Origin of the sequence: Caballeronia glathei (genome assembly GCF_000698595.1) — a bacterium.
Lineage (GTDB): Bacteria > Pseudomonadota > Gammaproteobacteria > Burkholderiales > Burkholderiaceae > Caballeronia > Caballeronia glathei.
The window spans coordinates 79,495-103,391 of the sequence record NZ_JFHC01000014.1; the positions used below are offsets into that span (position 1 = coordinate 79,495).

The 23,897-nt window shown below is 63.5% G+C and carries 22 protein-coding genes and 1 pseudogene; 11 read left to right on the plus strand and 12 right to left on the minus strand.

What is annotated here, in order from left to right:
- The first annotated feature begins 1,140 nt into the window (after window positions 1-1,140).
- Both parA and BG61_RS11875 read left to right on the plus strand, forming a co-directional pair.
- The gene (gene parA / locus BG61_RS11870; protein ID WP_035929296.1) at window positions 1,141-1,803 is read left to right on the plus strand and encodes a ParA family partition ATPase; all 663 of its coding nucleotides are present in this window, start codon (window positions 1,141-1,143) and stop codon (window positions 1,801-1,803) included.
- A gap of 24 nt (window positions 1,804-1,827) precedes the next feature.
- Window positions 1,828-2,889, plus strand: coding sequence for a ParB/RepB/Spo0J family partition protein (locus tag BG61_RS11875; RefSeq protein WP_035929299.1), 1,062 nt, complete (start codon window positions 1,828-1,830; stop codon window positions 2,887-2,889).
- 22 nt (window positions 2,890-2,911) lie between these two features.
- Here BG61_RS11875 and BG61_RS11880 read toward each other — a convergent pair whose 3' ends face one another.
- Window positions 2,912-4,261, minus strand: a complete 1,350-nt coding sequence (locus BG61_RS11880) for a replication initiation protein (RefSeq protein WP_035929302.1) — start codon at window positions 4,259-4,261, stop codon at window positions 2,912-2,914.
- 1,744 nt (window positions 4,262-6,005) lie between these two features.
- On the opposite strand from BG61_RS11880, the gene BG61_RS11885 reads away from it, so the two are divergent.
- Window positions 6,006-7,205, plus strand: a complete 1,200-nt coding sequence (locus tag BG61_RS11885; protein ID WP_035929305.1) for a DNA-binding protein — start codon at window positions 6,006-6,008, stop codon at window positions 7,203-7,205.
- A gap of 43 nt (window positions 7,206-7,248) precedes the next feature.
- Here BG61_RS11885 and BG61_RS11890 read toward each other — a convergent pair whose 3' ends face one another.
- Window positions 7,249-8,256 carry a tyrosine-type recombinase/integrase gene (locus BG61_RS11890; protein WP_035929307.1) on the minus strand — a complete coding sequence of 336 codons (1,008 nt, stop codon included), beginning with the start codon at window positions 8,254-8,256 and terminating at the stop codon, window positions 7,249-7,251.
- A gap of 339 nt (window positions 8,257-8,595) precedes the next feature.
- Window positions 8,596-8,955: a DUF2471 family protein gene (locus tag BG61_RS11895; protein ID WP_035929381.1), complete on the minus strand. Its 360-nt coding sequence runs from the start codon at window positions 8,953-8,955 to the stop codon at window positions 8,596-8,598.
- A gap of 257 nt (window positions 8,956-9,212) precedes the next feature.
- Here BG61_RS11895 and BG61_RS11900 point away from each other — a divergent pair, with 257 nt between their 5' ends.
- The gene (locus BG61_RS11900; RefSeq protein WP_035929310.1) at window positions 9,213-9,401 is read left to right on the plus strand and encodes a CsbD family protein; all 189 of its coding nucleotides are present in this window, start codon (window positions 9,213-9,215) and stop codon (window positions 9,399-9,401) included.
- A gap of 217 nt (window positions 9,402-9,618) precedes the next feature.
- Here BG61_RS11900 and BG61_RS11905 read toward each other — a convergent pair whose 3' ends face one another.
- Window positions 9,619-10,224: a helix-turn-helix domain-containing protein gene (locus BG61_RS11905; protein WP_035929311.1), complete on the minus strand. Its 606-nt coding sequence runs from the start codon at window positions 10,222-10,224 to the stop codon at window positions 9,619-9,621.
- 133 nt (window positions 10,225-10,357) lie between these two features.
- Between BG61_RS11905 and BG61_RS11910 the strand changes: the two genes are divergently transcribed.
- Together BG61_RS11910 and tdh are read left to right on the plus strand one after the other, a co-directional pair.
- Window positions 10,358-11,557: a glycine C-acetyltransferase gene (locus BG61_RS11910; protein ID WP_035929313.1), complete on the plus strand. Its 1,200-nt coding sequence runs from the start codon at window positions 10,358-10,360 to the stop codon at window positions 11,555-11,557.
- Between the two features lie 195 nt (window positions 11,558-11,752).
- Window positions 11,753-12,784, plus strand: coding sequence for an L-threonine 3-dehydrogenase (gene tdh / locus BG61_RS11915; protein ID WP_035929316.1), 1,032 nt, complete (start codon window positions 11,753-11,755; stop codon window positions 12,782-12,784).
- 17 nt (window positions 12,785-12,801) lie between these two features.
- Here the strand turns inward: tdh and BG61_RS11920 are convergent, their stop codons facing one another.
- On the minus strand, window positions 12,802-13,425 hold the full coding sequence (locus BG61_RS11920; protein WP_370818058.1) for a YceI family protein: 624 nt from the start codon (window positions 13,423-13,425) through the stop codon (window positions 12,802-12,804).
- Between the two features lie 184 nt (window positions 13,426-13,609).
- Here BG61_RS11920 and BG61_RS11925 point away from each other — a divergent pair, with 184 nt between their 5' ends.
- The 3 genes and pseudogenes from BG61_RS11925 to BG61_RS11935 all read left to right on the plus strand — a co-directional run bounded on the left by BG61_RS11925 (window position 13,610) and on the right by BG61_RS11935 (window position 15,556).
- On the plus strand, window positions 13,610-14,131 hold the full coding sequence (locus tag BG61_RS11925; protein ID WP_035929321.1) for a hypothetical protein: 522 nt from the start codon (window positions 13,610-13,612) through the stop codon (window positions 14,129-14,131).
- Window positions 14,132-14,389: 258 nt separating this feature from the next.
- Window positions 14,390-14,701: pseudogene (locus BG61_RS11930) on the plus strand (cation:dicarboxylate symporter family transporter); the annotation flags it as partial.
- A 60-nt stretch (window positions 14,702-14,761) separates the two neighbouring features.
- Complete coding sequence (locus BG61_RS11935; RefSeq protein WP_035929383.1) at window positions 14,762-15,556, plus strand: hypothetical protein; 795 nt, start codon at window positions 14,762-14,764, stop codon at window positions 15,554-15,556.
- A gap of 130 nt (window positions 15,557-15,686) precedes the next feature.
- On the opposite strand, the gene BG61_RS11940 is transcribed toward BG61_RS11935, so the two are convergent.
- On the minus strand, window positions 15,687-16,373 hold the full coding sequence (locus tag BG61_RS11940; protein ID WP_035929324.1) for a Vgb family protein: 687 nt from the start codon (window positions 16,371-16,373) through the stop codon (window positions 15,687-15,689).
- Between the two features lie 44 nt (window positions 16,374-16,417).
- The gene (locus BG61_RS11945; protein WP_035929326.1) at window positions 16,418-17,635 is read right to left on the minus strand and encodes a hypothetical protein; all 1,218 of its coding nucleotides are present in this window, start codon (window positions 17,633-17,635) and stop codon (window positions 16,418-16,420) included.
- Between the two features lie 123 nt (window positions 17,636-17,758).
- On the opposite strand from BG61_RS11945, the gene BG61_RS11950 reads away from it, so the two are divergent.
- Both BG61_RS11950 and BG61_RS11955 read left to right on the plus strand, forming a co-directional pair.
- A complete protein-coding gene (locus tag BG61_RS11950; protein WP_035929329.1) occupies window positions 17,759-18,538 on the plus strand; it encodes a DUF899 domain-containing protein in 780 nt (259 codons plus the stop codon).
- 41 nt (window positions 18,539-18,579) lie between these two features.
- Complete coding sequence (locus BG61_RS11955; RefSeq protein ID WP_051672438.1) at window positions 18,580-19,380, plus strand: DUF2182 domain-containing protein; 801 nt, start codon at window positions 18,580-18,582, stop codon at window positions 19,378-19,380.
- Between the two features lie 76 nt (window positions 19,381-19,456).
- On the opposite strand, the gene BG61_RS11960 is transcribed toward BG61_RS11955, so the two are convergent.
- From BG61_RS11960 to BG61_RS11980, 5 genes are all read right to left on the minus strand, one after another.
- The gene (locus BG61_RS11960; RefSeq protein ID WP_035929335.1) at window positions 19,457-20,743 is read right to left on the minus strand and encodes a D-tagatose-bisphosphate aldolase, class II, non-catalytic subunit; all 1,287 of its coding nucleotides are present in this window, start codon (window positions 20,741-20,743) and stop codon (window positions 19,457-19,459) included.
- Window positions 20,736-21,722: a tagatose kinase gene (locus BG61_RS11965; protein ID WP_051672439.1), complete on the minus strand. Its 987-nt coding sequence runs from the start codon at window positions 21,720-21,722 to the stop codon at window positions 20,736-20,738. Before BG61_RS11965 ends, BG61_RS11960 begins: the two co-directional genes overlap by 8 nt.
- Before the next feature lie 83 nt (window positions 21,723-21,805).
- Window positions 21,806-22,642: a DeoR/GlpR family DNA-binding transcription regulator gene (locus tag BG61_RS11970; RefSeq protein ID WP_051672440.1), complete on the minus strand. Its 837-nt coding sequence runs from the start codon at window positions 22,640-22,642 to the stop codon at window positions 21,806-21,808.
- Window positions 22,643-22,988: 346 nt separating this feature from the next.
- Complete coding sequence (locus BG61_RS11975) at window positions 22,989-23,210, minus strand: hypothetical protein (RefSeq protein ID WP_035929338.1); 222 nt, start codon at window positions 23,208-23,210, stop codon at window positions 22,989-22,991.
- A gap of 408 nt (window positions 23,211-23,618) precedes the next feature.
- Window positions 23,619-23,879, minus strand: a complete 261-nt coding sequence (locus BG61_RS11980; RefSeq protein ID WP_035929392.1) for a DUF1488 family protein — start codon at window positions 23,877-23,879, stop codon at window positions 23,619-23,621.
- Window positions 23,880-23,897: the final 18 nt, after the last annotated feature.

A 23,897-nucleotide genomic window follows, 5' to 3' on the forward strand; every position in this document is an offset into this window, starting at 1 on the left:
TCATCGGCAAATTGGTTGAAGGCGATGTTCGTGTCCGACTGCGTTGAGAAGAATAGTAAGGGTCTTGATCCGGGATTACCCTGAGACAAATCTGAATGTTTTAAGCGTAAGGAGCGGTTTGTCTTGGTTAATCAAGCGGGTTCTTAGGAGGACTGCCGCGAGGAGGGAGTTTCAGAAGGAGAGTCGTTGCATGACGCGGTCTGTCCCGTGTCTTTATTTCGCCGAAACGCCTGATGCACTGTTGATCTGCACTTGCTTGGCAAGCTCGAACGGGGATGCTTGGCGTTGCGTTGGCGTTCAGGACGGCCGGAAATCGCACGCGGCCTGTAACACGCGGCACCCATCACGCGATGATTGATTGATCAAAACGAAGGTTGGCTCGAGAGGCGCGGTGGAAAGACCGTTGCAGCACGGACGAATCGGATCGTGCTCGCGCATCGGCCGGAACCGGATCGGAGAAGACTTTTGATACACGCGCGATCAGTGAGACAAGCGATGAATCGGCGAGGGTGGCCGCGCTTTGCGATTGGACCCAAGTAACGAGTTTCGACCACGATAGCGAGGATTTGCGCGGATAAACGCTGGCAGAAGAAATGCGTCGACGCTCATGCCATACGGGTGAATACGCTGCGGTGAAGGGACTTTTCGTCATCAACGCGCTGCGCGGCAGCTGTTCAACATTTCGCGGTATTTGGGTCCCGAGCCGCGCCTTCGGGTTAGGCGGGATACTACAAACCTTCGGAAAACGGTGATCTCAGGTGCGGATTGCACACCTCTTGGACCAGGCGAAAACGCCCTGAATTGACGCAGCCGCCGACCTCGGCATCTCAGCGGGTCTCGGGTCCATTTGCCGGTCACCAACTTTATGCGCATAAAGCCGCTCGCCGATCCGCGATATCGGCCCATTTTCACATGCAGCGTCCACATGGCGGCAGCACTGCGGATGCGCCGCGTATGCGCACGGCTCAGCAACCGAAAGCCCGCTGCGCCTCGTCATAGACCCAAGTTGATGCGTTGCGTGTCTTTATGCGCATAAACCTCGGCCAAACGGTTAATTCGATTCATCTTGACTTTAATTCGATGGAAATTTTTATTCATCGATGTAAAATTCGTCAGCGTAAAACACAGGGAGTTAAGAACGTGGCAGCGGAAATCATTGCGATCACGCAACAGAAGGGCGGTGTCGGGAAGAGCACGATAGCAATGCATCTTGGCGCCGCTTTCCATGAAAAGAGAAAGCGCGTGCTCGTCGTAGATGCAGACGGCCAGAACACATTGATTCACTGGGCAAGCGCGGCCTCGGACGGAAGCGGCGGTATTCCTTTTCCCGTCGTCAATCTCTCGGAGGCAGGTGGGCAGATCCATCGCGAGATCAAGAAGTTCGTCAACGACTACGACATCATCGTCGTGGACTGCCCGCCCTCCATCACGGAGAAGGTCTCCGGCGTTGTCCTTCTGGCGGCAACCGTAGCCGTCATTCCGACCTCGTCATCGCCGGCAGACTATTGGTCGAGCGTCGGCCTGGTCAAACTGGTTCAACAGGCGCAGGTCATGAACGAAGACCTGCGTGCCGTGTTTTTGCTCAACAAGACCGAAGAAAAGAGGATGCTGACGCGCGAATTGAAAGCGGCCCTCGAAGAGTTGGGCTTTCCACTTTTGAAGACGCAAATTCCGACGCGCGAATGCTACAAGCAGGCAATGGCTCTCGGACAGACCGTGCTTCAGATGACAGACCGCGGCTCGCGCCTCGCGGCGATCGAGATTCGCTCATGCGCAGATGAAATTCTCGCCATGCTTCCCTGACTTTATGCGCATAAAGGACCCTCAATGAAACCGTCCCAGTTCGCCAAGGGCTTCAAGGCCCGTCCGGATACGACAAGCAGCGAAAAGAGAACCGCACTCGATCGGCTAAATGCAATCGATGGCATCGTCAGCAGCGAGCATGCTGGCCAACCTCACGTCAACGGCCGATCGAGCGCCCTGATAGAAGACCAGCCTGCGGTGCAGGAAGGCCCGGAATCCGACAACTACAAAACATGGCGCAGGGCGAATCGCTACGTGCCAGGGCAGTCCATTGAACTGCCGCTCAAGGCCATCAAGCCCAGTCCGTTCAATCCCCGCCATTTCTATTTGAAGACATCGATAGCGGAACTCGCCGTCAATCTGGCGAAGCAGGGGCAGCAGCAGGCAATCCACGTCATTCCCGATTACGACAATCCCGGTACGTTCTTCGTCAGTGACGGCGGGCGCCGTGTACGCGCACTGAAGGAAGCAAACAAGGAGACGGTCAAAGCGATCGTGATCGATCTGCCGGTCGGGATCGAAAGCTACAAGCTGGGCTATGACCTCAATGTCCAGCGAGATTCGCAAACCGTGTTCGACAATGCGGTCGTATGGAAGCGATTTCTGGATGAAGCGCACTTTCAGAGTCAGCGCGAACTCGCGGATCATCTCGGCCTCGACGAGTCGACGATAGCGGTCGCGTTGTCGATTGCGAAGCTCCCCGAAAGTGTGATGCACGAGATGGTGGCGCGTCCGGATCGATTCGGCTCGAACATGGCGTATCAGGTCACGCGTTATCACACGGCGCGCGGCACCGATGCCACGTTGCGGCTGATCAACAAGATCGTCTCGGACGATCTCAGTACGCGCCAGGTCGCAGACATCGTCAAAGGCAGGGCGAGCGCCCAGGAAACGCCGAAGCCTGCCGGACGTCAGCGCTATGCGCAAAGGCTCGAAATCAAGCTTGATGGCATCGCAGTCGGCGACCTGAAATCCTACGGGGACGATCGCCTCGAATTGCGGCTGCGGGGGCTGTCGAAAGAAAAGCGTGACGAATTACTTCGTCAGATCGAGGGCATGCTGCAGTCAGGCGCCGCGAAGCGGTAGGAACTCAAGGGCCGCGCGCCGCTCAGGCTGCGCGCGACTGATTGAGGGTGAAGGCAAGCAAATCGCCGTCGGTGGGCTCGCCCCACGTCTTTCTTGCGAGCCAATCGAAGAAGGACGTTTCCACCAATTTCGATTCGAGACCGCGCTTGCGCCAGTCCTCGCGCATGTGCGTGCCGAGCTCCGGCAACACATCCTCCTCGAATGTCTGGCGCGCCAGATCCCGTTCCTTCTCACCTTGCTCGTCGTAGAGGGCACGTGCCTCCTTGCGACGATAGGCTGAAAACTCGCTCAGCAACCGGGCTTTCAGGTCGTCCGCGGGAGCGCCGTTGTTACGCGACGGCGCCGCCGTTGCCGGCAGAGCTTCGACGGGCGGCGCATATCCCTTTTTCAGCGCATCCTTGAAAAGCGCCGCGGCACTGCGCACCGGCGGCAGGGATGTGCTGCGCATCCGTTGCTCCGTCATCTGAAGCGCGGCGCGGATGCGATTCTCTTCGCTGTCCGCATACAGCGTCTGCGCGTCCTTCAACGGTATGCCTATTTTCACCATCCGGTCGACGAGCGTACTGTCGAAAACGTTCGGGTGCTCGTCGAGCGCAAGCATCGGCTGCTTGCGCTCGGTCACACGGAACTGGATTTCAGCCACGCGTCGACCTTCCCGATGTTCGATCAGCTCGACAAAAATGTTCGTCACCGCGTTGACCTCGGCAATCGCCGGACGCAGGTAGTCCCGCTTGAAATACTTGTACTCTCGCTTCGCTTCGTCTCCGGCTTCTGTGTCAGGCGTGCCTGAGAGAATGGGCCTCCACCATTCCCACGTCTCACGCATCGTCAGATGGCTCGGATTGGTGAGATATCGGACGCAGATTTCGTACAACGCAAGGCCCGCGCTGCTGCGAAGCTGACTCTGGAATTGCAGGCTCAGGCGCGCATACTGGACCGGATCGAGCAGCTTTTTCTTGATCTTCGGGGCAAACGAAAACTCGACCCATACGCGGCGCGTGGCCGGGTCCTCGAGGATTTCGGCATCCGCTATCAGCGTGGAAATGCCCCATTTGCGCCCCGGCTTCTGACTGGACGTGCCCGTGCTCCACTCGACCTGCACCGACACCATCCGCCGAAGATGCTCCTTGACGAGCGCGGTGTCATTGGAATCGAATGCGGAGTTCGCGACGATATCCGACAGTAACGCACGGTACGTGTCGCCGGATTCGTCGGCCTGCTGCGCGACCGCAAGCAGGACGTTGAAGAGCTTGCGCGTGAGCAGCGTAATCTTCCCGCTCTTCGGCTGAATCGCGATTGCCTCGACGGCCTTGCGCAGCTCTGCCGAGCTCGGGCTGACTACATCGGTTTTCTTAGCGCGCTTGGTTGCCATGCGTCGGGTCGGGAAGATTTTGGGAAAGCATACGCATTGCGGTGATGGGCGTCTATAGGGTCACCCTCACCATGTTGGGGTGAAGCCTGCCCCGTCGACGAAGCTCACTGCGGTGCGCTCCCGAAAATACTCACCACTCACCGTTCGGGCGTCAGCGGACATAGGCAGATGCCGCGCGGGTAAACGGGTTCCGAGCGATATGGGCGCCGAGCGCCTCGCGCGAAAGGCATTCCCGAAAATACTCACCGAAGATTTTTTTGCGGCCGATACGCCTGTCGCATGACCACGACAGCGCGATGTCGCGACGATATTTTCATCGATTTCGTCGCGACGAAAGGCGCGTGCTCAGCCGCGAGACACGCTTAAGCGCCAGTTTTCTCGATCCGAGCGGTGGCAGTCCCGAAAACCTTCACCTTAAGCTGCCGGGAACCCGCATTGTTTGGCGGTTCGACGGCAGACCGCGCACGATGAGCGGTGCAGCACCTCCCGAAAACGCTCACCTCAACCTCATCGCCTGCCGAAATGGCGTCCGATCCGGCCATTCAGGTCCCGAAAAGCCTCACCTTTATGCCCTTCCACCCAAAATCGCATGCTTTTTTGGGCACTTAGACGAACAAGCTAATGCTCATTCTAGCGATCCCTGGTCCCGTAACACCTCACCTTTGGGCCCGAGGACGGCGGCGCTCCATCCTCGGGTTCACAAGTCTCAGGTCCCGCAAGTTCTCACCTTTGCTCTGGCCGCTGCCTGACGCGGATGGATAACCCATTGTTTTTAATTAATATTTGACACCGCTCTCAACGCTAGCCGATAAACGGACAATCACGCTGCCCCCGAACAAGCTCACCTTTGGGGCCATCCTGGCCGCTGTCGGCGACGATTCCGATACCGAATCGGCTCCTGCATTTCCTCACCTGTCGTCCGCAAGCCGCACTGGCAACGACAAAACGCGAGTTTTCCGTCTCAATCGAGCAAAGACGGACGATGCCGCCGTCCCACGTCCCGAATCTCCTCACCTTTGCGGCGCGCAACTGCCGCGCATCCGTACCAAACGACCCAATTTCTCCCGAAAAGCCTCACCCAGCCTTCCGCTGGACGCCTGAATAGACTCACCGATCGGTAAATTTGACTTGTTCTCATGACGATCGAGCGCGTTTTGTGGCCTCCCGATTCGTCTCACCTATCGCGTTTGCGACTTTTCCTCCGAGGCCTCGCGCCCTCTTCGTCTGGAGGCCAAAAGGTCCCGTAAAACCTCACCTGTTGCTTTTGCACGCCTCCTGAACCCACTCACGATGCTTCCCGTGTTTCCTCACATAGTTCCCCGAAGCCCATCACCGGGACATCCCGCACGAACTCACCAAGGCTCCCGAAAAGACTCACCCGGTCGGCCGGATAGGCCCGCCCAGCAAGGATCTCCCAAGGCGTTAACGTTTTTAACTAAGGTTCAAGGGTGTTTACTTCTAACACTCTCAACAAAGCCAGTTGAGCAACGAGGAAGAAAGATTCCCGACACAGGCGTGAAACAATGATAAAAAGGGCCCACGGCGATATATTGCAATCCAATCAAAAGGTTATTGGGTAAACTTGAACATGTTTCACGGAAATCGCGTCCAAGTGCGAAATGCGATTTGATTTTGCCCAAATCGGACTGAGTCAAGTCCAGACTTCCGAACATCGACGATAAACTGTACCATTTGCTACGTAAAACGTTATGATCCCTCCGGTTTGATCCACTCATCACATGCTATGAACAACGAGATTCGCGAGGCGCTGCGGCAGGAACTCGAGCGTTTGCGCGCGAACGGCGCCCGGCGTCAAGAGCTCTCGCACCACGCCTGCACCCGGCTTTTCTTCGATTTCGGCATCCGTCCGTCGACAGCAACCGTCCGCGACCTGACGCAGACGGGCAGCGCGAGCGACATCCCCAAGGATATCGATGCATTCTGGTCCCATGTTCGCGCCGCCTCGAAGGTGCGAATCGAAGGCGGTGCGCTCCCGGAAGCCCTGCGGGAGCGCGCGGGCGAGTTGCTCGGGCAGCTTTTCGCCGAAGCCCAGGATCACGCTCGTGCTGCGCTGGCCGTCCAGCAGGAGCAGATACAGACGATCGTCGAAGCGTCCGAAGAGAGGATTCGCGACGCCGAGGTCCGACACGCAGCGATCGACGAAGCGCGCGAGCGCAGCGAAGCACGTGCGGCCACCGCCACGGCTCGCGTGGCGACGCTCGAGGCCGAACTGGCCGTGCTGCGCGGTCAGGAAACGAATGCGCACGGCGGACTGCAGGCGTTGATTCACAGGCTGGAGAGGGAAAATGACGCGCTGTCCAAACGGCTCGAAGCCGAACAGGCCGCGAGCGGGGCTCTGCGCGAGCGGATCGATGCGCTGCAGGACGAATTGCGCCACAGCACGGAGCACTACGCCCACCAGATCAAGGACGCGGTCACCGAAGCCGAGCGCCGCGTGAAGCCGATGCTCGTGGAACTCGACTCGCTGCGCAGCATGGCGGCGACCTACCAGGCCGGCGTACGCGAGGCGAGTCAGAAAGAATTCGAGTTTATTCAACAACTTAGCGCATCGAAGGCGCGAGCGGACCGTTTCGAGGCGCAAGTACGGGCTCAGTCCGACGAGATTGATGCCCTGGCCCACGAGCGCGACACGCTGCGCGCACGGGCGGGCATGAGCGAGGAAGTCGGCGCGATCATTTGCGCGCTGGCGACCGAGGGGCGCCTTTCGGCAGACGAAATCGACGTGCTCGGCACCGACATCGATGCGCATGTCGAAGTGCCGGCGCGCTGCCCCGTCTGCGAGGCGGGCGAGCCGGAGATGTCGCGGCACGACGACGAGTACGAATTGTCGTGTCCCGACTGCGAACACACGTCGGGGACGACGGCATCGCGGCTCGCGGCACTGGTGGGCTTTTGCAGGCAGGACCGGGTCAAGCCCGCCTGATTGGTCCTTATCGCCGGAAAGGTGAGGTTTTTCGGGAGCGCGCTTAAGCCTGAGATTGGTCCCGCTCGTCGCTTTCCCGCGCCAGCGCGACATCGCGATCCCGTATCTCCTCACCCATCCACTGTTGCCAGGCGCGATAGAGGCGATGCGCCGAGATCATTTGCTGAAAACCCAGCCATTCACCGACGAGCTCGGGCTGCGTGCCGGCCTCGAACGACTCGGCGGCGAACGTGTTGCGCAGCGTCTGCGGGCTCGCTCGCGCGGTGCGGGACGCGGCGATTCCCGACGCTTCGACGACCGCGTCGATGGCGCGCAGCATGGTCGCCTTGTGCATCGGCCGGCCCGACGGGGCGGCGGGGAACATGAGGCTGCCCGCCAGGCCGAGCGTCTTTCTCTCGCTGATCCAGTTGTCCAGCAGCGCGACAGCGAACGGCGAAAGGCGCGTGCGCCGCGTCAGCGCGGGATTGGACGCCTCGACGGTCAGCCAGGGCTGTCCCCATGCGTAGCAACTAACGGTCAATGCAGCGGCTTCGCCCGTCTTGACGCCGCCGCCGAGAAAGGCCGCGACGAGCGCTCGGTCGCGCCGCTCGCGCCAGCGCTGACCGTTCGACAGATGGCCGAGCGGCGAAAAAAGATGCGCGACGAGGAGCGCGCGTTCGCTCTGCGCGAGAAAGCCGGTGGGCTCGTTGTCGCGCGCATTGCGCCAGGCTGCGTCGCCATCCTGCGCGATGAAGCGGGCCGGATTCGTCGATGCCATTTCGATCTCGCGCACGTGATCGAGCACCCGCTCGATCAGGCGCAGATAGCGCACGCGTTGCGGCCGCCGAATATTCAGCTGCGTCACGAATTCCTCGATCGTCGGGCGCTGCACGGAGTGCAGGGTCGTTCGTTTCGCCTTGAGCCACTCGAGGAAGAGTCCCCACTGTGCCCGATACACCTCGGCCGACGACGTCCGGAATTCCTGCTGGGCGAGCCAGGCATCGAAGGCGATTTGCGGATTCGACTGCCAGTCGGCGCGTTGCTGATCGAAGATGTCGGTGGTGTTCGGCATGGGGTCGGTGTCGGTACATGAACCGTTCGTTGCTCGGGATAGAGTCGGACATGGATGCATCGGCGTCAAGTTCGGCGACGCATTCGGGACTTTCAGCCGGATTCGCGTCCTTCTCGGCCGCGTGCGCGCGCGCCGACTGCGGCGGCTGTGCGGCTGGATGGAAATCGCAGGCACGACCCCGCTCACCCGACCGGGGTCCACGAAGTTCGCGAGGCATTCCGCCTGCCCCGCGAGTTCAAGCACACACTGAGGCGGATATAGGCGCGCGCATTTTGCGTCGCAAACGATTCCCTCGCGGCGCGCCGCGTGCCTAATGAATCAACGCACGGCAATGTTCGGTCAGTGCGCACCGGCGAGCGCCAGCTTCGGTCTCCCGTGTTGCGCGGCGCGCTCATAGGAGTCGACGGCGAACGCGAAGACCGCCGGCAGCGCGTTCGACGAGCCGACGTCGACGACGTCATCGGTCTCCGGATATTTGAAATCGTCGGGCCGCGCGAACAGTTGGCGCAATGCGGGTTCGTGCCGTCCGGCGAAGCCTAGGTCGGCCACGGCTTCTGCTTCGATCGCGTGCAGCAGGCGCCAGGTCAGCGGCACCCCTTTTTCGATATAGCGCCCGGCGATCTGACGGGTGATTTTTTCCAAGTCGCGCACAGCGCGGGCGAACTGCTTTTTGTTGAGGTTTTCGCCTTGCGAGTCCATCTTCATCCCCTTCCATCTGGTCTTTGTATACTGTACAAACATACAGTATTTGTAGCAATGGAAATAGCGTCGCGCTACTCGCGATGCGTGTATGTGCGATTCCGCCTACGTGCTTATCAGACATGCACGGCTATGCGCGCCAGCCAACGAAGCGCATCGTGAAGACATGCTTAGGGGCACCTCCCTGGCGAGGCGCGAATCCTTTCGGCGCAATGCGCCGCGCGCCAAAATCCCGATGCAATTCAAGGAGATCGACAATGAACAAGGATCAAACGGACGGCGTTTTGAAGCAGGCGAAAGGCAAGGTCAACGAAGTCGTCGGCAAGGCGACCGGCGACAAGGCCCAGGAAGCCAAGGGCGACATGCAGCAGGCGGCAGGCAAGGTGCAGAAAGGCGTCGGTGATGCACGCGAAGATTTGAAGGATGAACTGAAGAAGAAGCCGTAAGAGTTGGGGTCGCGCGGCCGTGGTCGTCCGCTTCGGCGTAGAGGTTCAACTACGAGGTTCAACTACGACGGAAAGACGCTCGGCTCGAGCGGGAGTTTGATCAAAGGGACGCGCATCGACGCGTCCCTCTCGCGTGCAGGCGCCCGGCCGGCCGGAAACTTTATGCGCATCAAGTTCGCCCCGGCGGCGGCGTTGCCCGTTCCGGGCGCAGGCATCCTCAGACGTGAATCACGACAAGAAGTGCCTTCGCTTCCGCGCGCCCCACATTTCTGATCGCATGTGGCTCGTCTGCGGCGTAACGGGCGGTTTCGGCGACTTTCAACCTCTTGCTCGTACCCGACGCGTCGATTTCGATCGTACCGTGCAGCACGGTCAAATGCTCTCGCGTGCCCGGTTCATGCGCATTGGACACGAGCGCCCCGCCCGGCTGCAGCGTCAGTTCGTACCACTCAAACTTTCCCGCGAGTTCAATCGGTCCCCACACCCGCAACTGATACGCGCCGTCGTCGCCGCTGAGTGTCGGGATCTCATGGGGGCCGGCTACGCGGATCGTTTCTGTCTGCTTCTGCTGGGCGAACAACTGATCGAGGCTGATACCGAGCGCGTTCGTCAGGCGCCACGCCACGGCGATCGTGGGATTGGCCTTGTCGCGCTCGATTTCCGACAACATCGATTTCGAAACGCCTGCCGCTCGTGACAAATCGTCGAGGGTCAATCTCCGCTCGTTTCGAAGACGCTGAATCTGTTCGCCCACGCGCGGCGGTGCCGCAACCGGCGGCGGCGCCAGCGCACCCGCCTTGTCTCTCGTTCCCGAGCTTGCCATCGATTCCTCAATCCATTACAGTATTTCGGTATATTGGAAAACGGTTCGAAATATCGAATCTGTCCAATTTCATCGATCGACTATAACAGGGCATATGCCCCGCGCATACCTAACGAACCGACAAGAGATCCCGATGAAAGAGCGTTACCTGTCCCATGTGCGGGCCACGATCGACGAGATTCGTGCCGCCGGCTTCTACAAGACCGAGCGCGTCATTGCGAGTCCGCAATCGTCGGACATTCGCCTCGCGAACGGGAAAGACGTGCTGAACTTCTGCGCGAACAACTATCTGGGGCTCGCGAATGACCGGCGCCTGATTGATGCAGCGAAGGCGGGCCTCGACGAAGATGGCTTCGGAATGGCGTCGGTGCGATTCATCTGCGGTACGCAGAGCGTGCACAAGACGCTCGAACAGGCACTCGCCGGATTTCTGCAAACAGACGACGCGATCCTCTATTCGAGTTGCTTCGACGCGAACGGCGGTCTGTTCGAGACCCTCCTCGGCGAGGAGGACGCGATCATCAGCGACGAGTTGAATCACGCCAGCATCATCGACGGCGTGAGGCTCTCGAAGGCGAAACGCCTGCGCTACAGGAACAACGACCTCGCCGACCTCGAAGCGAAGCTTCAGGAAGCCGACGCGGCCGGTGCGCGGTTCAAGCTGATCGCGACAGACGGCGTATTTTCGATGGACGGCATCATCGCCAACGTCGCCGGCATTTGCGATCTCGCCGACCGCTACGGCGCGCTCGTGATGGTCGACGACTCGCACGCAGTCGGCTTCGTAGGCGCGAATGGGCGCGGCACGCCGGAGCACTGCGGCGTACTGGATCGCGTCGACATCATCACCGGCACGCTCGGCAAGGCGCTTGGCGGTGCGTCGGGCGGGTACGTCGCGGCGCACAAGGAAATCATCGAACTGCTGCGACAGCGCAGCCGCCCCTATCTCTTCTCGAACACGCTGGCGCCGAGCATCGCGGCGGCATCCCTGAAAGTGCTCGACCTGCTCGCAAGCGACGAAGGCGCGGCGCTGAGAAAGCGCGTACACGACAACGGCGTGCGCTTTCGCTCCGCGATGAGCGCGCTCGGCTTCACGCTCGTACCCGGCGACCATCCGATCATTCCGGTCATGCTCGGCGACGCACAGCTCGCATCGAACATGGCCGACGCGCTGCTGGACGAAGGCGTCTACGTGATCGGGTTTTCATATCCGGTCGTGCCGAAGGGCCGCGCGCGCATCCGCACCCAGATGAGCGCCGCCCATACGCCGGAACAAGTGGATCGCGCGGTCGATGCGTTTGCGCGCGTCGGCAGAAAACTCGGCGTGATTTGAGAATTGAACGGACGCGCGCCCGGTGCAAATAGCGGATGAAGGCCCCGCCCGCTGTCTGGCCCAGCACGTCGTTGCGACGAGTGCGGCGGCTAGCGGGCCGGGGCCAAAACTTGATGCGCATAAAGTTCCGGCGCCTCCGCCCGATCTGCGTTGCTTCAACCATGCGCGTCGAACGCGCCCAGAGGATCACCAGCAATGAAAGCACTAGCAAAACTCGAACGCGCCCCGGGACTCACCATGACGCGCGTCAAGCGGCCGGAAGTCGGCCACAACGACGTGCTCATCCGCATCCGGAAAACCGCTATCTGCGGCACCGACATCCACATCTGGAAGTGGGACGACTGGGCGCAAAAGACGATTCCCGTGCCGATGCACGTGGGCCATGAATACGTCGGCGAAATCGTGGAAATGGGACAGGAGGTGCGCGGTTTCGCGATCGGCGACCGCGTGTCGGGCGAAGGGCACATCACGTGCGGCTTCTGCCGCAATTGCCGCGCGGGGCGCCGTCACTTGTGCCGCAACACCGTTGGCGTCGGCGTGAATCGCGAGGGCGCGTTCGCAGAATATCTGGTGATTCCCGCGTTCAACGCGTTCAAGATTCCGCCGGACATTTCCGACGATCTCGCCGCCATCTTCGACCCGTTCGGCAACGCCACGCACACGGCGCTCTCGTTCAACCTCGTCGGCGAGGATGTGCTGATTACGGGCGCCGGGCCGATCGGCGTGATGGCCGTGGCGATTGCGCGGCACGTCGGCGCGCGCAACGTCGTGATTACCGATGTCAACGACTACCGGCTGGAACTTGCCCGCAAGATGGGCGCGACGCGCGCGGTGAACGTCGCCCGCGAAAACCTGCACGACGTGATGAACGAACTCGGCATGACCGAGGGTTTCGACGTCGGCATGGAAATGTCCGGCGTGCCGAGCGCGTTCACGGCCATGCTCGAGTCGATGAATCACGGCGGGAAGGTCGCGTTGCTCGGCATTCCGCCCGCGCAAACCGCGATCGACTGGAATCAGGTGATTTTCAAGGGACTGGAAATCAAAGGCATCTACGGACGCGAAATGTTCGAAACCTGGTACAAGATGGTCGCGATGCTGCAAAGCGGGCTCGATCTTTCGCCGATGCTCACGCACACGTTCCCCGTCGACGACTACGAACGCGCATTCGAGACCGTGCTCTCGGGCAACAGCGGCAAGGTCGTGCTCGACTGGGCCGCGGCCTGAAAACCTGCAGCGGCGGGCTACGACCCGCTGCCCGGCACTGGCTTCGCGAATTCCGCCTGAATGGCGACGTGCACGTCGTCGCCGACAGCCGGATACCACGTCGACAAGCCGAACTGCGCGCGGCTGAAATGCCCGTCGGCGGCAAAGCCGAGGGTTTCCTGCTTCGTCAGCGGATTAGGCGCGTGACCATTGAAGGTCACGTTCAGCGTGACCGGGCGCGTCGTGCCGCGAATCGTCAGGTCGCCCGTCAGCGTGCCCTTGTTCTCGCCCGTGCGAACGAAACGCGTGCTCACGAACCGGATCGACGGGTAGCGTTCGACGTCGAACATGTCCGGGCCCTTCACCATGCGGTCGAGCAGCGGCACCTTCGTGTTGACGCTCGCGGCATCGATGTCGGCCGTCACCGTGCTCGCCTCCATGCCGGCGGGGCTCCAGTCGAGTTGCGCCTTGACCTTGTCGAAGCGGATCACGTAGCGCGAATAGTGAAAATGATCGACGTCGAAGCTCACGCTCCAGTGGAACGGGTCGAGGTCGTAGCGTCCAGCCGGCACACTTGCCTCGTTCTCCGAAACCCGGTGCGTGACCACCTCCACCGCGGTGCACGCCGCGAGCATCGACAGAGCGGTACCCGCCGCGAACATACGCAAGCCATTGACTGCTTTTCGACCAGTCATCGCATTTCTCTGAAAGTGACGATTTCGTTAAGGCGCGAGGGTGCGTTGCGCCGAGACCAATGCCCACACGATACACGTGCGTTCAGGTAGAGTTCCGCTCGAAATCTATCTCGAAAAGGCGTTGTCGCGCTCAGCCGACGACGGAAATCACATGCGCTTCAGGTTGGCCCGATCGCGCGCCTTGCGCGCGTGCTGGATTTCGCTTGCGGTTTTGGCCGCGCTGACGGTGACGTCGAACGCTCGCGCCGCGAACTGGTGCAAGGACGGCATCTGGGTGGATGCGATGATCGGCTCGCACCACGTCAACCCCGACAAGGACTTCAAGGAATTCAATCCGGGCATCGGCGTGGAGTGCTGGATCGCACCGGAGTGGGCGCTGACGGCCGGGTATTTTCGCAACTCGCTCTCGAAGCCGTCGATCTACGGCGGCGGCGTCTGGGCGCCGGAGTTCCTTCATTGGGGCTTCATCCGGCTCGCGGCGATGGGCGGGCTGATCTCCGGCTACGAGTTCGACCGTCTCGGGTTCGGGCACGATCACACGGTCGGCCCCGTGCTCGCGCCGCTCGTCATGGCGGAGTACGGGCGGTTCGGCGCGAACATCATTCTGATCCCGCCGATCCCGTCGAGCGACCTGCCGCTCACGTTCGGGCTGCAACTCAGGCTGCGCTTCTAGGTTCCGTTTCGTAGCGCATCCTGCATGCTTGAGGGTCATGTCACCGGCGATGATCCATCGACAGATCCGCCACATTCCGAACCCGCGGCGGGCCGGTCGTTCGCGTCGAGGGCCGGCGACCGCAAGGAACGAGTCACCGGTGCCACGGCGCTTTTGAATCGCTCGGCCGGAAAATCGATGAAAGCCCTCGCGCGTGCGGACTGGTTGGGCTTATGCGAACAGGTCCGCCGATGGCAGCACATGGTCCGGCGGGACGATTCGCAGCCTGTGCCCGGCGCCGCATTCGTGGCACGGGCAGCAACGCTCGCTTGAACGCACGAGATCCTCGTGGAAGGATCGGTGCTGTTGCTCGGCGTCGACCGTTTCCTGAACGAAGCCCGCGCAGTCACCAACCTGATCGGCAACGGCGTTGCGACCGTCGTGGTGGCGCGATGGAAGGGTGCGCTCGAGAAGAACACGGCGCGGGCAATGCTCGATGGTCATGGCGATACGGGCATCGAAGCGTTCGAGCCGGCCGTGCAGGGAACGACGGAACCCTTCGACCGGCCCTCAATGATCCGGTCTCGCTGAATGGGCGCAGTCACCCGGTGCGACGAGTATGATTCCACTTTAAATCTGCTCGATTCCGGCATGCTCGCGCTCAAACTCACGCTTGTTCCGCTGTTCGTGCTTGTCGTATCGATGTCGGGTAAATGGTGGGGGCCGTCGGTCGCTGGCTGGTTGGCCGGATTGCCCGTGGTGGCCGGTCCGATTCTCTTCCTTCTCGTGCTTGTGCATGGCCCGATCTTCGGCGCGCGTGCTGCCACACTTTCCCTCTCCGCGATCCTCGCGTCAGAAGCATTCAATTTCGCATACGCGTGGACCTGTCGCTCACGCGCATGGCCGGTTGCAGTTGTTGTCGGGCTCATCGCGTGGCTGATATCCGCGTGCGGCTTGTCGATGCTGCCCGCTTCCCCGATCTGGGCCGCCGCCGCTGCCCTCGCTGCGGTGTGCTTCGGCCAGTCGTTCATGCCGCGCGGTTCGGCGGTGGCGCCGGGTGCTCCGCTCACGCGGGCCGACCTGCTCGGCAGGATGATTGCCGGCGCGGTGCTCACGGTACTGGTCACGTCGGTATCGGGATGGGTGGGTCCCGCGTGGAGCGGCTTGATCGCAGTGTTTCCGCTGCTCGGCATCGTGCTGTCGGTGTCCTCGCACCGCGCGCATGGACCTGCCTTCGTCGTCTCGCTGCTTCGGGGCATGGTGCTCGGGCGGTTCTCGTTCGCCGCCTTCTGTCTTGTTCTTTCTTTCTCACTGCCGCACCAGCGTCCGCTTCCGGCTTTCGCGGAGGCGGCCATCGTCGCGATGTTCGTGCAATGGAGTACCCGGCGGCTGGCAACAACCCGGCGCCCGAAAGTTTCGCGGACGACCGCGATTGCCGCCGAATGATTCGCAAGCCGCGTTGTTGCCCTCCAGCGTCATTGACTCCCGAATCTTCCCCAGGCAAACCCATCGTCAGTCGGTGTTCACGTATCTGCGAATATCTGCCACCCAGACATCGCGCTTGACGCCGCTCCTGCTACTCGCTCGCAGAATCGACAGACGCCCCGGAGCCTTCGCCGCCCGCGGTGTCTCGCCTCGGCCGCTGAACGGCTCTCAGCTTCCCGCTGTTTCCGCCGCCGCAGAAGAACCGGTCACCGCCATCGGACTCGAGCCCCGACACGGCCGTGCCGGGCGGCATCTCCAGGCTCTCCAGGACCTTGCCCGTTGCGGGATCGATGCGCCTCAAATCGCTCGTCTCGCTTTCCCAGGTGCCGTGCCAGAGTTCTCCATCGACCCACGTGACGCCAGTGACGAAGCGGTTGGACTCGAGGGTGCGAAGAATCGCCCCTGTCTCGGGATCGACCTGATGAATCTTCCGCTCGCGATACTGCCCCACCCAGAGCGTTCCTTCGGCCCACGCGAGCCCCGAGTCACCGCCGTCCCCGGGTGCCGGGATCGTGGCAAGCACGCGGCCCGTCTCCGGATCGATCTTCTGGATGCGATCCTCGGCGATCTGGAACAGGTGCCGGCCGTCGAAGGCCGTCCCCGCATGCGCCGCGACATCGATCGAGCGCGTTGTCTTGCCGCTTGCCGGATCGAGGGCGTTCAGCTTGTCGCCGGACGCAAACCAGACCTGCCGGCCGTCATACGTCACGCCATGCACGCCTTCGACGCCCGGAAAGGGTCCGTACTCCCTGATGATTTTGGCCGCTGATCGATTCATGTCGTCGTCCTGTCGCTCGGTGGTGGAAGATCGTTGCCTTCATCCTAGTCAATAAGGAGCGGGGCAGGGAGTAACAAGGTCGTCGTGAATCCCGGCACGGGCGGGGTCATCCAGCGGCGAGCCCGCCCGCGCCCGAACGGCTGCACCTTGCCCGCCGACGCCAGCGCGTCGAGCGACCGCTGCACGGTGCGCTGGCTGGCGCCGAGCGCGATCGCCAGGGCCGAACTCGACCACGACTCGCCATCGGAGAGCACGGCGAGCACCGCCGCATGCGCCTCGTCGACGGGCCGCGCCAGCACGACGACCTCGCGTGCGCGCGGCACGAGTGCGAAGCCGTGCTTCGTCGCGCTCACGCCGGCGAGCGTCCCGAGCGCAGCGCGAAGCCGCCCGATTTCCACCCGCAAGCGCGCGCGATGCGATTCGTCGGCGGACTTCGCCCGGAACGCCCGCGCGACGAGCGTGTCCCTCGGCACGTCCGACGGCCACGCTTCGCCAAGTGCCCGTGCAAGCGCGAACAGCACCGGACGTCTTGCGAGCGGGACTACGGTTTGCGCATCGCGAACGACATGCCGGCACGCGTCCACGACGAGCACCTTCGACGCCATCAACGCTTCGACTTCATCGAGCAGGAGGAGCCGCTCCTTGCCGCGCTCAATCAGGCGCGCGGCGGGCGTGTTCAGGACGAGGGATGCGGCTTCGACCTCCGCGCTCAGCGCGGGAATGCCAGCGTGATGCGCGGCGCGTTCGGCGCGGGCGAGCGCGGCGCGGGCCGCACCGGTTCGCAGGCGCCGCATCGCGATCCCCGCGACGACCAGTTCGCGGGCGGCCGTCAATGCGGGCGGGAAGGGCGTCGGGTCGGGTTCCGCGAGCGTGCGCTCGGCTTCGTCGAGGCGCCCGATCAGCAGGAGCCGCCGCACTTCGAGATACCGGGCATGCGCGGCGTTGACCCGGTCGCCGTGCTGTTCGAGCGTCGCTCTGGCGGCGTGGAGCGCCTTCGCCGGCCAGCCCAGGTCGCGCGAAACGAACGCGATTTCGGCCTCGGCGACGACACACCTCGCGCGAGCCACGGCCTCTTTCGCGCCGAAGGCGCGCGCCGCGCTTCGCAGGAGCGCCTTCGCGCGAACGAGATCGCCGAGCTGCGCCATCGCGATACCGCGAAGCGCGAGCGCAGGCGCGTCGTCGCGCAGCGCGATCCGGTTCAATGCCCCGAGGGGGTCTCCCGCCGCGAGCGCATGCGCCGCGGCCGTGATCAGCGAGTCCAAGTGAATCCCGCCAAACTTGTCACTCCCACCGTTCGATACCCGGGACTAATCTATCACGACCGCCAACCCGGACGTCGCATCGGCAACCGGGCGCACGACGAACGATATTCAACGGAGGCAAGCATGCAGACGAAACACACGACCGGCACACGCGACGAGTGGCTGGCAGCGCGGCTCGAACTGCTGGACGCGGAGAAGAATCTGACGCACCGCAGCGACGAACTGGCGCGGCGCCGTCAGGCGCTGCCGTGGGTCCGCGTCGACAAGACTTACTCATTCGAGACCGAGGCAGGGAGCGCATCGCTTGCAGGCCTCTTCAGGGGGCGCTCGCAGCTGCTCGTCTACCACTTCATGTTCGGTCCCGACTACAAGGCGGGATGCCCGTCCTGTTCGGCGATCGCCGACGGCTTCGACGGTTTCGTCGTGCATCTCGCGAACCATGACGTCACGCTGTCGGCGGTATCGCGGGCGCCGCTCGCGAAGCTGCAGGCGTACAGGCAGCGGATGGGATGGACGTTTCCCTGGGCGTCGTCGCTTGGCAACGACTTCAACGCGGACTTCAACGTCTCGTTCACGGAGGCGCAGCAGCGCGAGGGAGACGTCGAATACAACTACCGGCGCGAGCCTGCGTTCGAGCGGCGCCCGGGTCAGGAGGGCGGCGGCCAGAGCGCCGGGGCGAAGTTCGCGGCCATGAGCGGAACCGACGTGGCCACGTTCCATCGCGACAGGCCGGGCATGAGTGCGTTCGTGCTCGAAGACGGCGAGGTCTACCACACGTATTCCACCTTTTCGCGCGGACTCGACGGCCTCTGGGGCATGTACCCGTGGCTCGACCGCGCGCCGAAGGGGCGCAACGAGACGGGCGTCTGGTGGCGCCGCCACGACGAGTACGACGAACGCTGAGGCGCATCGTGGACAGTGCTCGCGCAACCGGGAGATGGCAGATGTCACCGCGCATGGAGTCGGAGCGGGCGTTCATCGGCGTCGCGGCGCTCGTCTTCGCCGTCAGCGCGGCAGCGACGATCGGCTGGAGCGCGTCGATGTCGGCGATGGGCGGGATGCCGATGCCCGGCGGCTGGACGATGTCGATGGCGTGGATGCGGATGTGCGGCAAGACGTGGCCCGGTGTCGCGGCGTCGTTCCTCGGCATGTGGGTCGTGATGATGATTGCGATGATGCTGCCGTCCCTCTTGCCGATGCTGTGGCGGTACCGGCAGGCGGTCGGCGGGAGCGGCGGGACCGGCGAGAGGCGGCTCGGCCCGCTGACCGCGCTGGTCAGCGCGGGATACTTCTGCGTGTGGGCCGCGTTCGGAATGGCGGCCTTTCCAGTCGGCGTCGCGCTGGCGGCGCTGGAGATGCAGTTGCCGGCGCTCGCGCGCGCGGTTCCGGCCGCGGCCGGTGTGGTCGTGCTGATCGCCGGGGCGCTCCAGTTCACCGCGTGGAAGGCGCGTCATCTGGCCTGCTGCCGGGCGGCACCGGTGCACGGCCGGGCGTTGTGTGCGGATGCCGCCACGGCCTGGCGGCACGGCCTGCGTCTCGGCCTGCACTGCTGTCATTGCTGCGCCGGCCTGACCGCGGTTCTCTTCGTCATCGGGGTCATGGACCTGCGCGCGATGGCTGCCGTTACGGCCGCCATTACCCTCGAACGCCTCGCGCCGGCCGGTGAGCGCGTCGCGCGGGCGATCGGCGCGGTTGTCGCCGGGGCAGGGGTGCTCCTGATCGTGCAGGCGGCCGGGCCCGGATGACGCGCGTCGCGCATCGTGCGGCTGGTCGGCCATCGTGCGAGCGACAGCGCGGCAGGCGAGCGCACGCCGGCCGGAATCAGTCGCGTCTGCAGGCCGCGGCGTACATGCCGATCACTTCCCGCACCTTGCTCTGAACGAGGCTCATCGGCGAGCCGTCGATCGCGCCGCGCCGCGCCTCCCAATACTGTCCCGGGAGATAGCGGCTCAGCAGGTTTTCCGGAATGGGCGCTGCGCCCAGATTGGCGATCAGTTTCTGCGCGGCGGCATCGACTTGCGGGTCGGCCCAGTAGTACCGGACGCGGTCGCTGTAGCTGTAGGCGCGCAGCAGGCGCTGTTCCCGCTCGTCGCCGTGATAGTACTTCTCCCAGTTGGCCGGCTTGCCGAGCATCACGCTTTCGACGACCTTTCGCAGGTTCGAGCGCTCGCCTTGCCCGACGATCTCCGCTTCGATGTCCGCCATCGCGTAGAGCGCCTCACGCAGCGCGAAGGTCACGCCCGGTCCCACCTTCAGGATCGCGAATCCGTCGCGCACGAGCGCCGCCAGCGCCTCGGGCTTCTGGTAATCGGTGGAGTGGGCTTCGAAGACCACGCCCGGCATCTGCCCGAGCACCTCCGAGAGCCCCACGGCGTGTTCGGGCACATAGTCGATCACGCGCGTATGGTCGAACTCGACGCCCGGCTGCACGACGAGCGCAATCACGCGCTCCCACGCGCGATCGAGACCGCGCGCGCGCCACGCCTCCTGGTGAACGGCGACCGTCGCGAGCGCGGCCTCCGGGCGCGTCACCTCGACGCTCGCGAGCGCTTCAGCGGCGCCACCCGGCACCGGCACCTCGGTTCCGATGACATACACCGGCCTCACGGCCTTCGCCTCGCGATCGGCGGCGGCTTCCGCGACCGCGCACAGGCGCGAGGCACGCTCGGCCACCACGCTGTCGGAGAGCCGTTGCGGATCGTCGGCGCAGCGCATGCTGGTGTCGAGATGGATCTTGACGAATCCGGCCGCAACGTAGGCGTCGATGAGCGCTTCCGCGCGCTGCATCGCGTCGCGCGCGGGCAGGCCGCGCCACGCGTTGGGACCGAGGTGGTCGCCGCCGAGGATCAGCCTGTCGCGTGAAAGTCCGGCGCGCCCGGCAATCGTATGGACGAAGCGCACGAAGTCGGCGGGCTTCATCCCCGTGTAGCCGCCGAACTGGTCGACCTGATTCGACGTGGATTCGATGACGAGCGGCGTGTCGTCGGCGAGCGCCTGCTTCATGGCGGCGGCGAGCACCCAGGGGTGCGCGGAGCAGATCGAATAGATGCCCGCGAGATTTTGCGCGCGGCGCGCATCGCCGGACAGGCGCGCAACGACGTCATGCATGACCCTGCTCCGGAGTTTGCGCAATGAACGCGTCGAGTTGGGCGAGCGTGGCGGTGCCTTCCATCGGTCCGCGGAACGTGACGGCGCGCGCGCCGCTCGCGCAGGCGTAGCGCAACGCGTCTTCGATGCCGAACCCTTGCGAACGGCACGCGATGTAGGTCGCGCCGAAGCAGTCGCCGGCGCCCGTCGGATCGACTTCCTCGACGCGCAGCGCGGGCATCCGGATCTCGTGGCTGCCGTCGTGATGGCTGCATCCGTCCTTGCCGCGCTTGACGACGACTTCGCGCACGCCTCGCCTCAGCAGTTCCTCGATCGCGCCTTCCTCGGTGGTGGCGCTCGCGAGCAGCATCACTTCGTGGCCGCTCGGCAGGAACACGTCGGTGTAGTCGAGGATGAAGTCGAGCGCTTCGCGCATTTCGGGGATGCGCAGCATCTCCTTGCGGATGTTCGGATCGAAACTGACGGTGCCGCCCTGCGCCTTGACCGTCTCGATCACCTTCTTCATCGCCTCGATGATGCGAAACGAGAAGAGCGACGAGCCCATCACGTGGAAGTGCGTGCAGTCCGCGAGCAGGTCGTCCCTGACGTTGCTCACCGACAGGTGCCCCGACGCGCTGTTGGCGATGTTGTAGATGAAGTCGCGTTCGCCGTCCTCGCGATAGGTGACGAAGGCGCTGCCCGTGGTGGCGTTCCTGACCACCGAGATGCCGGACACGTCGACGCCGTCCGCGCGCAGGCGTTCGACGTTGAGCGCGCCGAAGTCGTCGTCGCCCACGCAGCCGATCAGCGCGCCGCGGCTGCCGGCACGCGCCACCTGGTCGATGAAGATCGCGGGCGCGCCGCTCGCGTAGGGGCCGATCAGCGTGCCCGCGCGGCGAAACGACTGGCCGCGCTCGGTCGCCATGATTTCGACGAGAATCTCGCCCATCGTCAGAATGCAGCCGGCTTGTGCGGCGTCTCGCGTTTCAGTGGTGGCCATGGCGTGAGCTCGTTCGGGCGTCGATGCGAAAGGCGGCGACGCAACAGGTTGAGGAAGGTTCGGACCGGCGGGATCGGCGGAGGTCATGGGCTCGCTGTGCCCCGGACCGGCCGGGTGTTGCAAAACTCCAGCACGCCGCTCTCCTTGCGGTGGAGTCGCAGCCCGTGGCGAGTCATCAGTTCCATCGTCGGCGGGTCGATTCCCTCGTCGATGAGGAGCGCGTCGATGTCCGCGACGTGGCCGAACGCATCGCCTTCGCGCTCGGTCAGCCGGGGCTGGCAGGCGACCACGATCGTGCGCGCCGCCGACCGGCTCGCCGCCTGAAAGACCCGTGCGCTGGCGGGATCGGAAGCGAGCAGGGTGCCGTCGCGGTCGATGCCCGAGGCTTGCAGGATGCACAGATCGAGTGACCGGCTTCCGACGGACGCCTCTGCCTCCGGCCCGGTGAGCGCGGTGGCGCCCGTTTCGAGCTGGCCGCCCGTCAGCGCCAGCTCGCACTGGACGAATCGCTGGGCCGTCTGCGCCATCGCGATGTCGTTGAGCAGCAACGCGAGATTCGACCGCTCGGAGAGAAACGGCAGAACCTTGTGGACGATCTCTCCGCAGCCCAGCATGAGCGACGCGTGGTCTTCGACCGCTTCCGCCGCGGCGCGCGCGATTGCCGTTTCCGAGGCCTTGCGCGCCGCGCCGTCGACAACGGGCACGAGCACGTCCTCACCGGGGCGCTGCGCCAGATAGCGCGCCTTTCCGGACGACCTGACGAGGTATCGCTGCTGCTCCAGATAGGTGAGGTCCGTGCGGATCGTGACGCTCGACACATCGAACGTCTGGCTGAGTTCATCGACCGACACTTCCCCGCGCTTGCGCACGAGCTCGACGATCTGCAGCCGCCGCTTCAGGGAACTCTTGTTTGCCAGCACGTTTGCGCTCTCGAAAAAGACTCTTTTGTTTCGAAAGAGTCTAGTTTCGAATCGAAAGAACGTCAAAAGGAATTGTCGGGGCGCCGGCTAGGGATTTCCCTTAAGCGGGACGCGGCGCCCCGATCGTTCAGGGGGAACGATGCCGCCCGCTCTGGTGACTGGGGCGGCGTCGGCGCATCGAATGCGGTCTTTGCGGATCAGATTGAATGTTTCTCGCCGGGCGCGGACGGGCTGCATGGCGCCCGTGGCCGTCCGGTGTCGTCCCGGCCGGGTCGTGCCGGGCACGGCGCACGGCACGGCGGGAACGAGGCACGCCGTGCGCCATGTGATGCGCGTTCCGCCCGGCTCAACTTCCGCCGAAAAAGACGGAGCAGAAGCTGGCGGGTCCGACGCAATCGGCGGCTTTCTTCGGCGCGGCCACCGAGCGTTGCGCGGCAGGCGCGGTATCGGCCTGCGCTAGTTGCTGCTGTGAGTTCGCATTGTCGGCGGCGGGTGCGGGGGTTTGCGCATGCGCCATCGATACCGCGGACAGCCAACATGCGAAGAGGGCGAACTTGAGCAACTTCATTTGTTTTCTCCTATGAACGAGCACTGCGAGGCAGTGACGGAACTATAGGACCCGGCGATGCGCGGATTAACGGGCGCGCCTGAAAGGTACTCTTCCTGGTTGAGGAAAAATGGGCAGTGAAAGGGCGCGTCGCCGTCGAGGAGCGCGGTGCGGACGACGTGAAGGCAACGCACGATGCACGGTGTCGGGCAGGAAGCAGGCGTGCCGGAGGGCGTCCGCAATGCTCGCGCGATGCATGACGGGTTGGGACCGCACCACCGTCCGATACGCGTTGACCCCAGCCCACAGTTATCCACCGTTTTTGTTGAAAGGGGTGTGGATAACGTTATCGAAAGCGCGCCAACCTGCTGATGCGAAAGGCATTCCGCTCGATGCATCGTGGCGTGCGCGCTTGTCGCCCGCGTGGCGTTACTTGAAGTCGTTCGTTTCCAGTTCGACCGACTGCCCTCCGTTCTTCGAAAGCGTGCGCCGCGCGGCCTCTTCGATCCGCAAGCGGCCGCCTTCGAACGCGCTCAGCAGCGCATGAGAGGACGTGCCTTCGTTGCCGAAGTGGTCATTGAGTGCATCCATCGAAACGCTGCACCAGACTTCGCGGCCATCGACACTGGCCTCGAATGCGACACGTGCGGCGGCGACGACGTGGCGCCGGCCGCTGAACTCGATCGTCATCTTTGTCTCCTTGAGTTG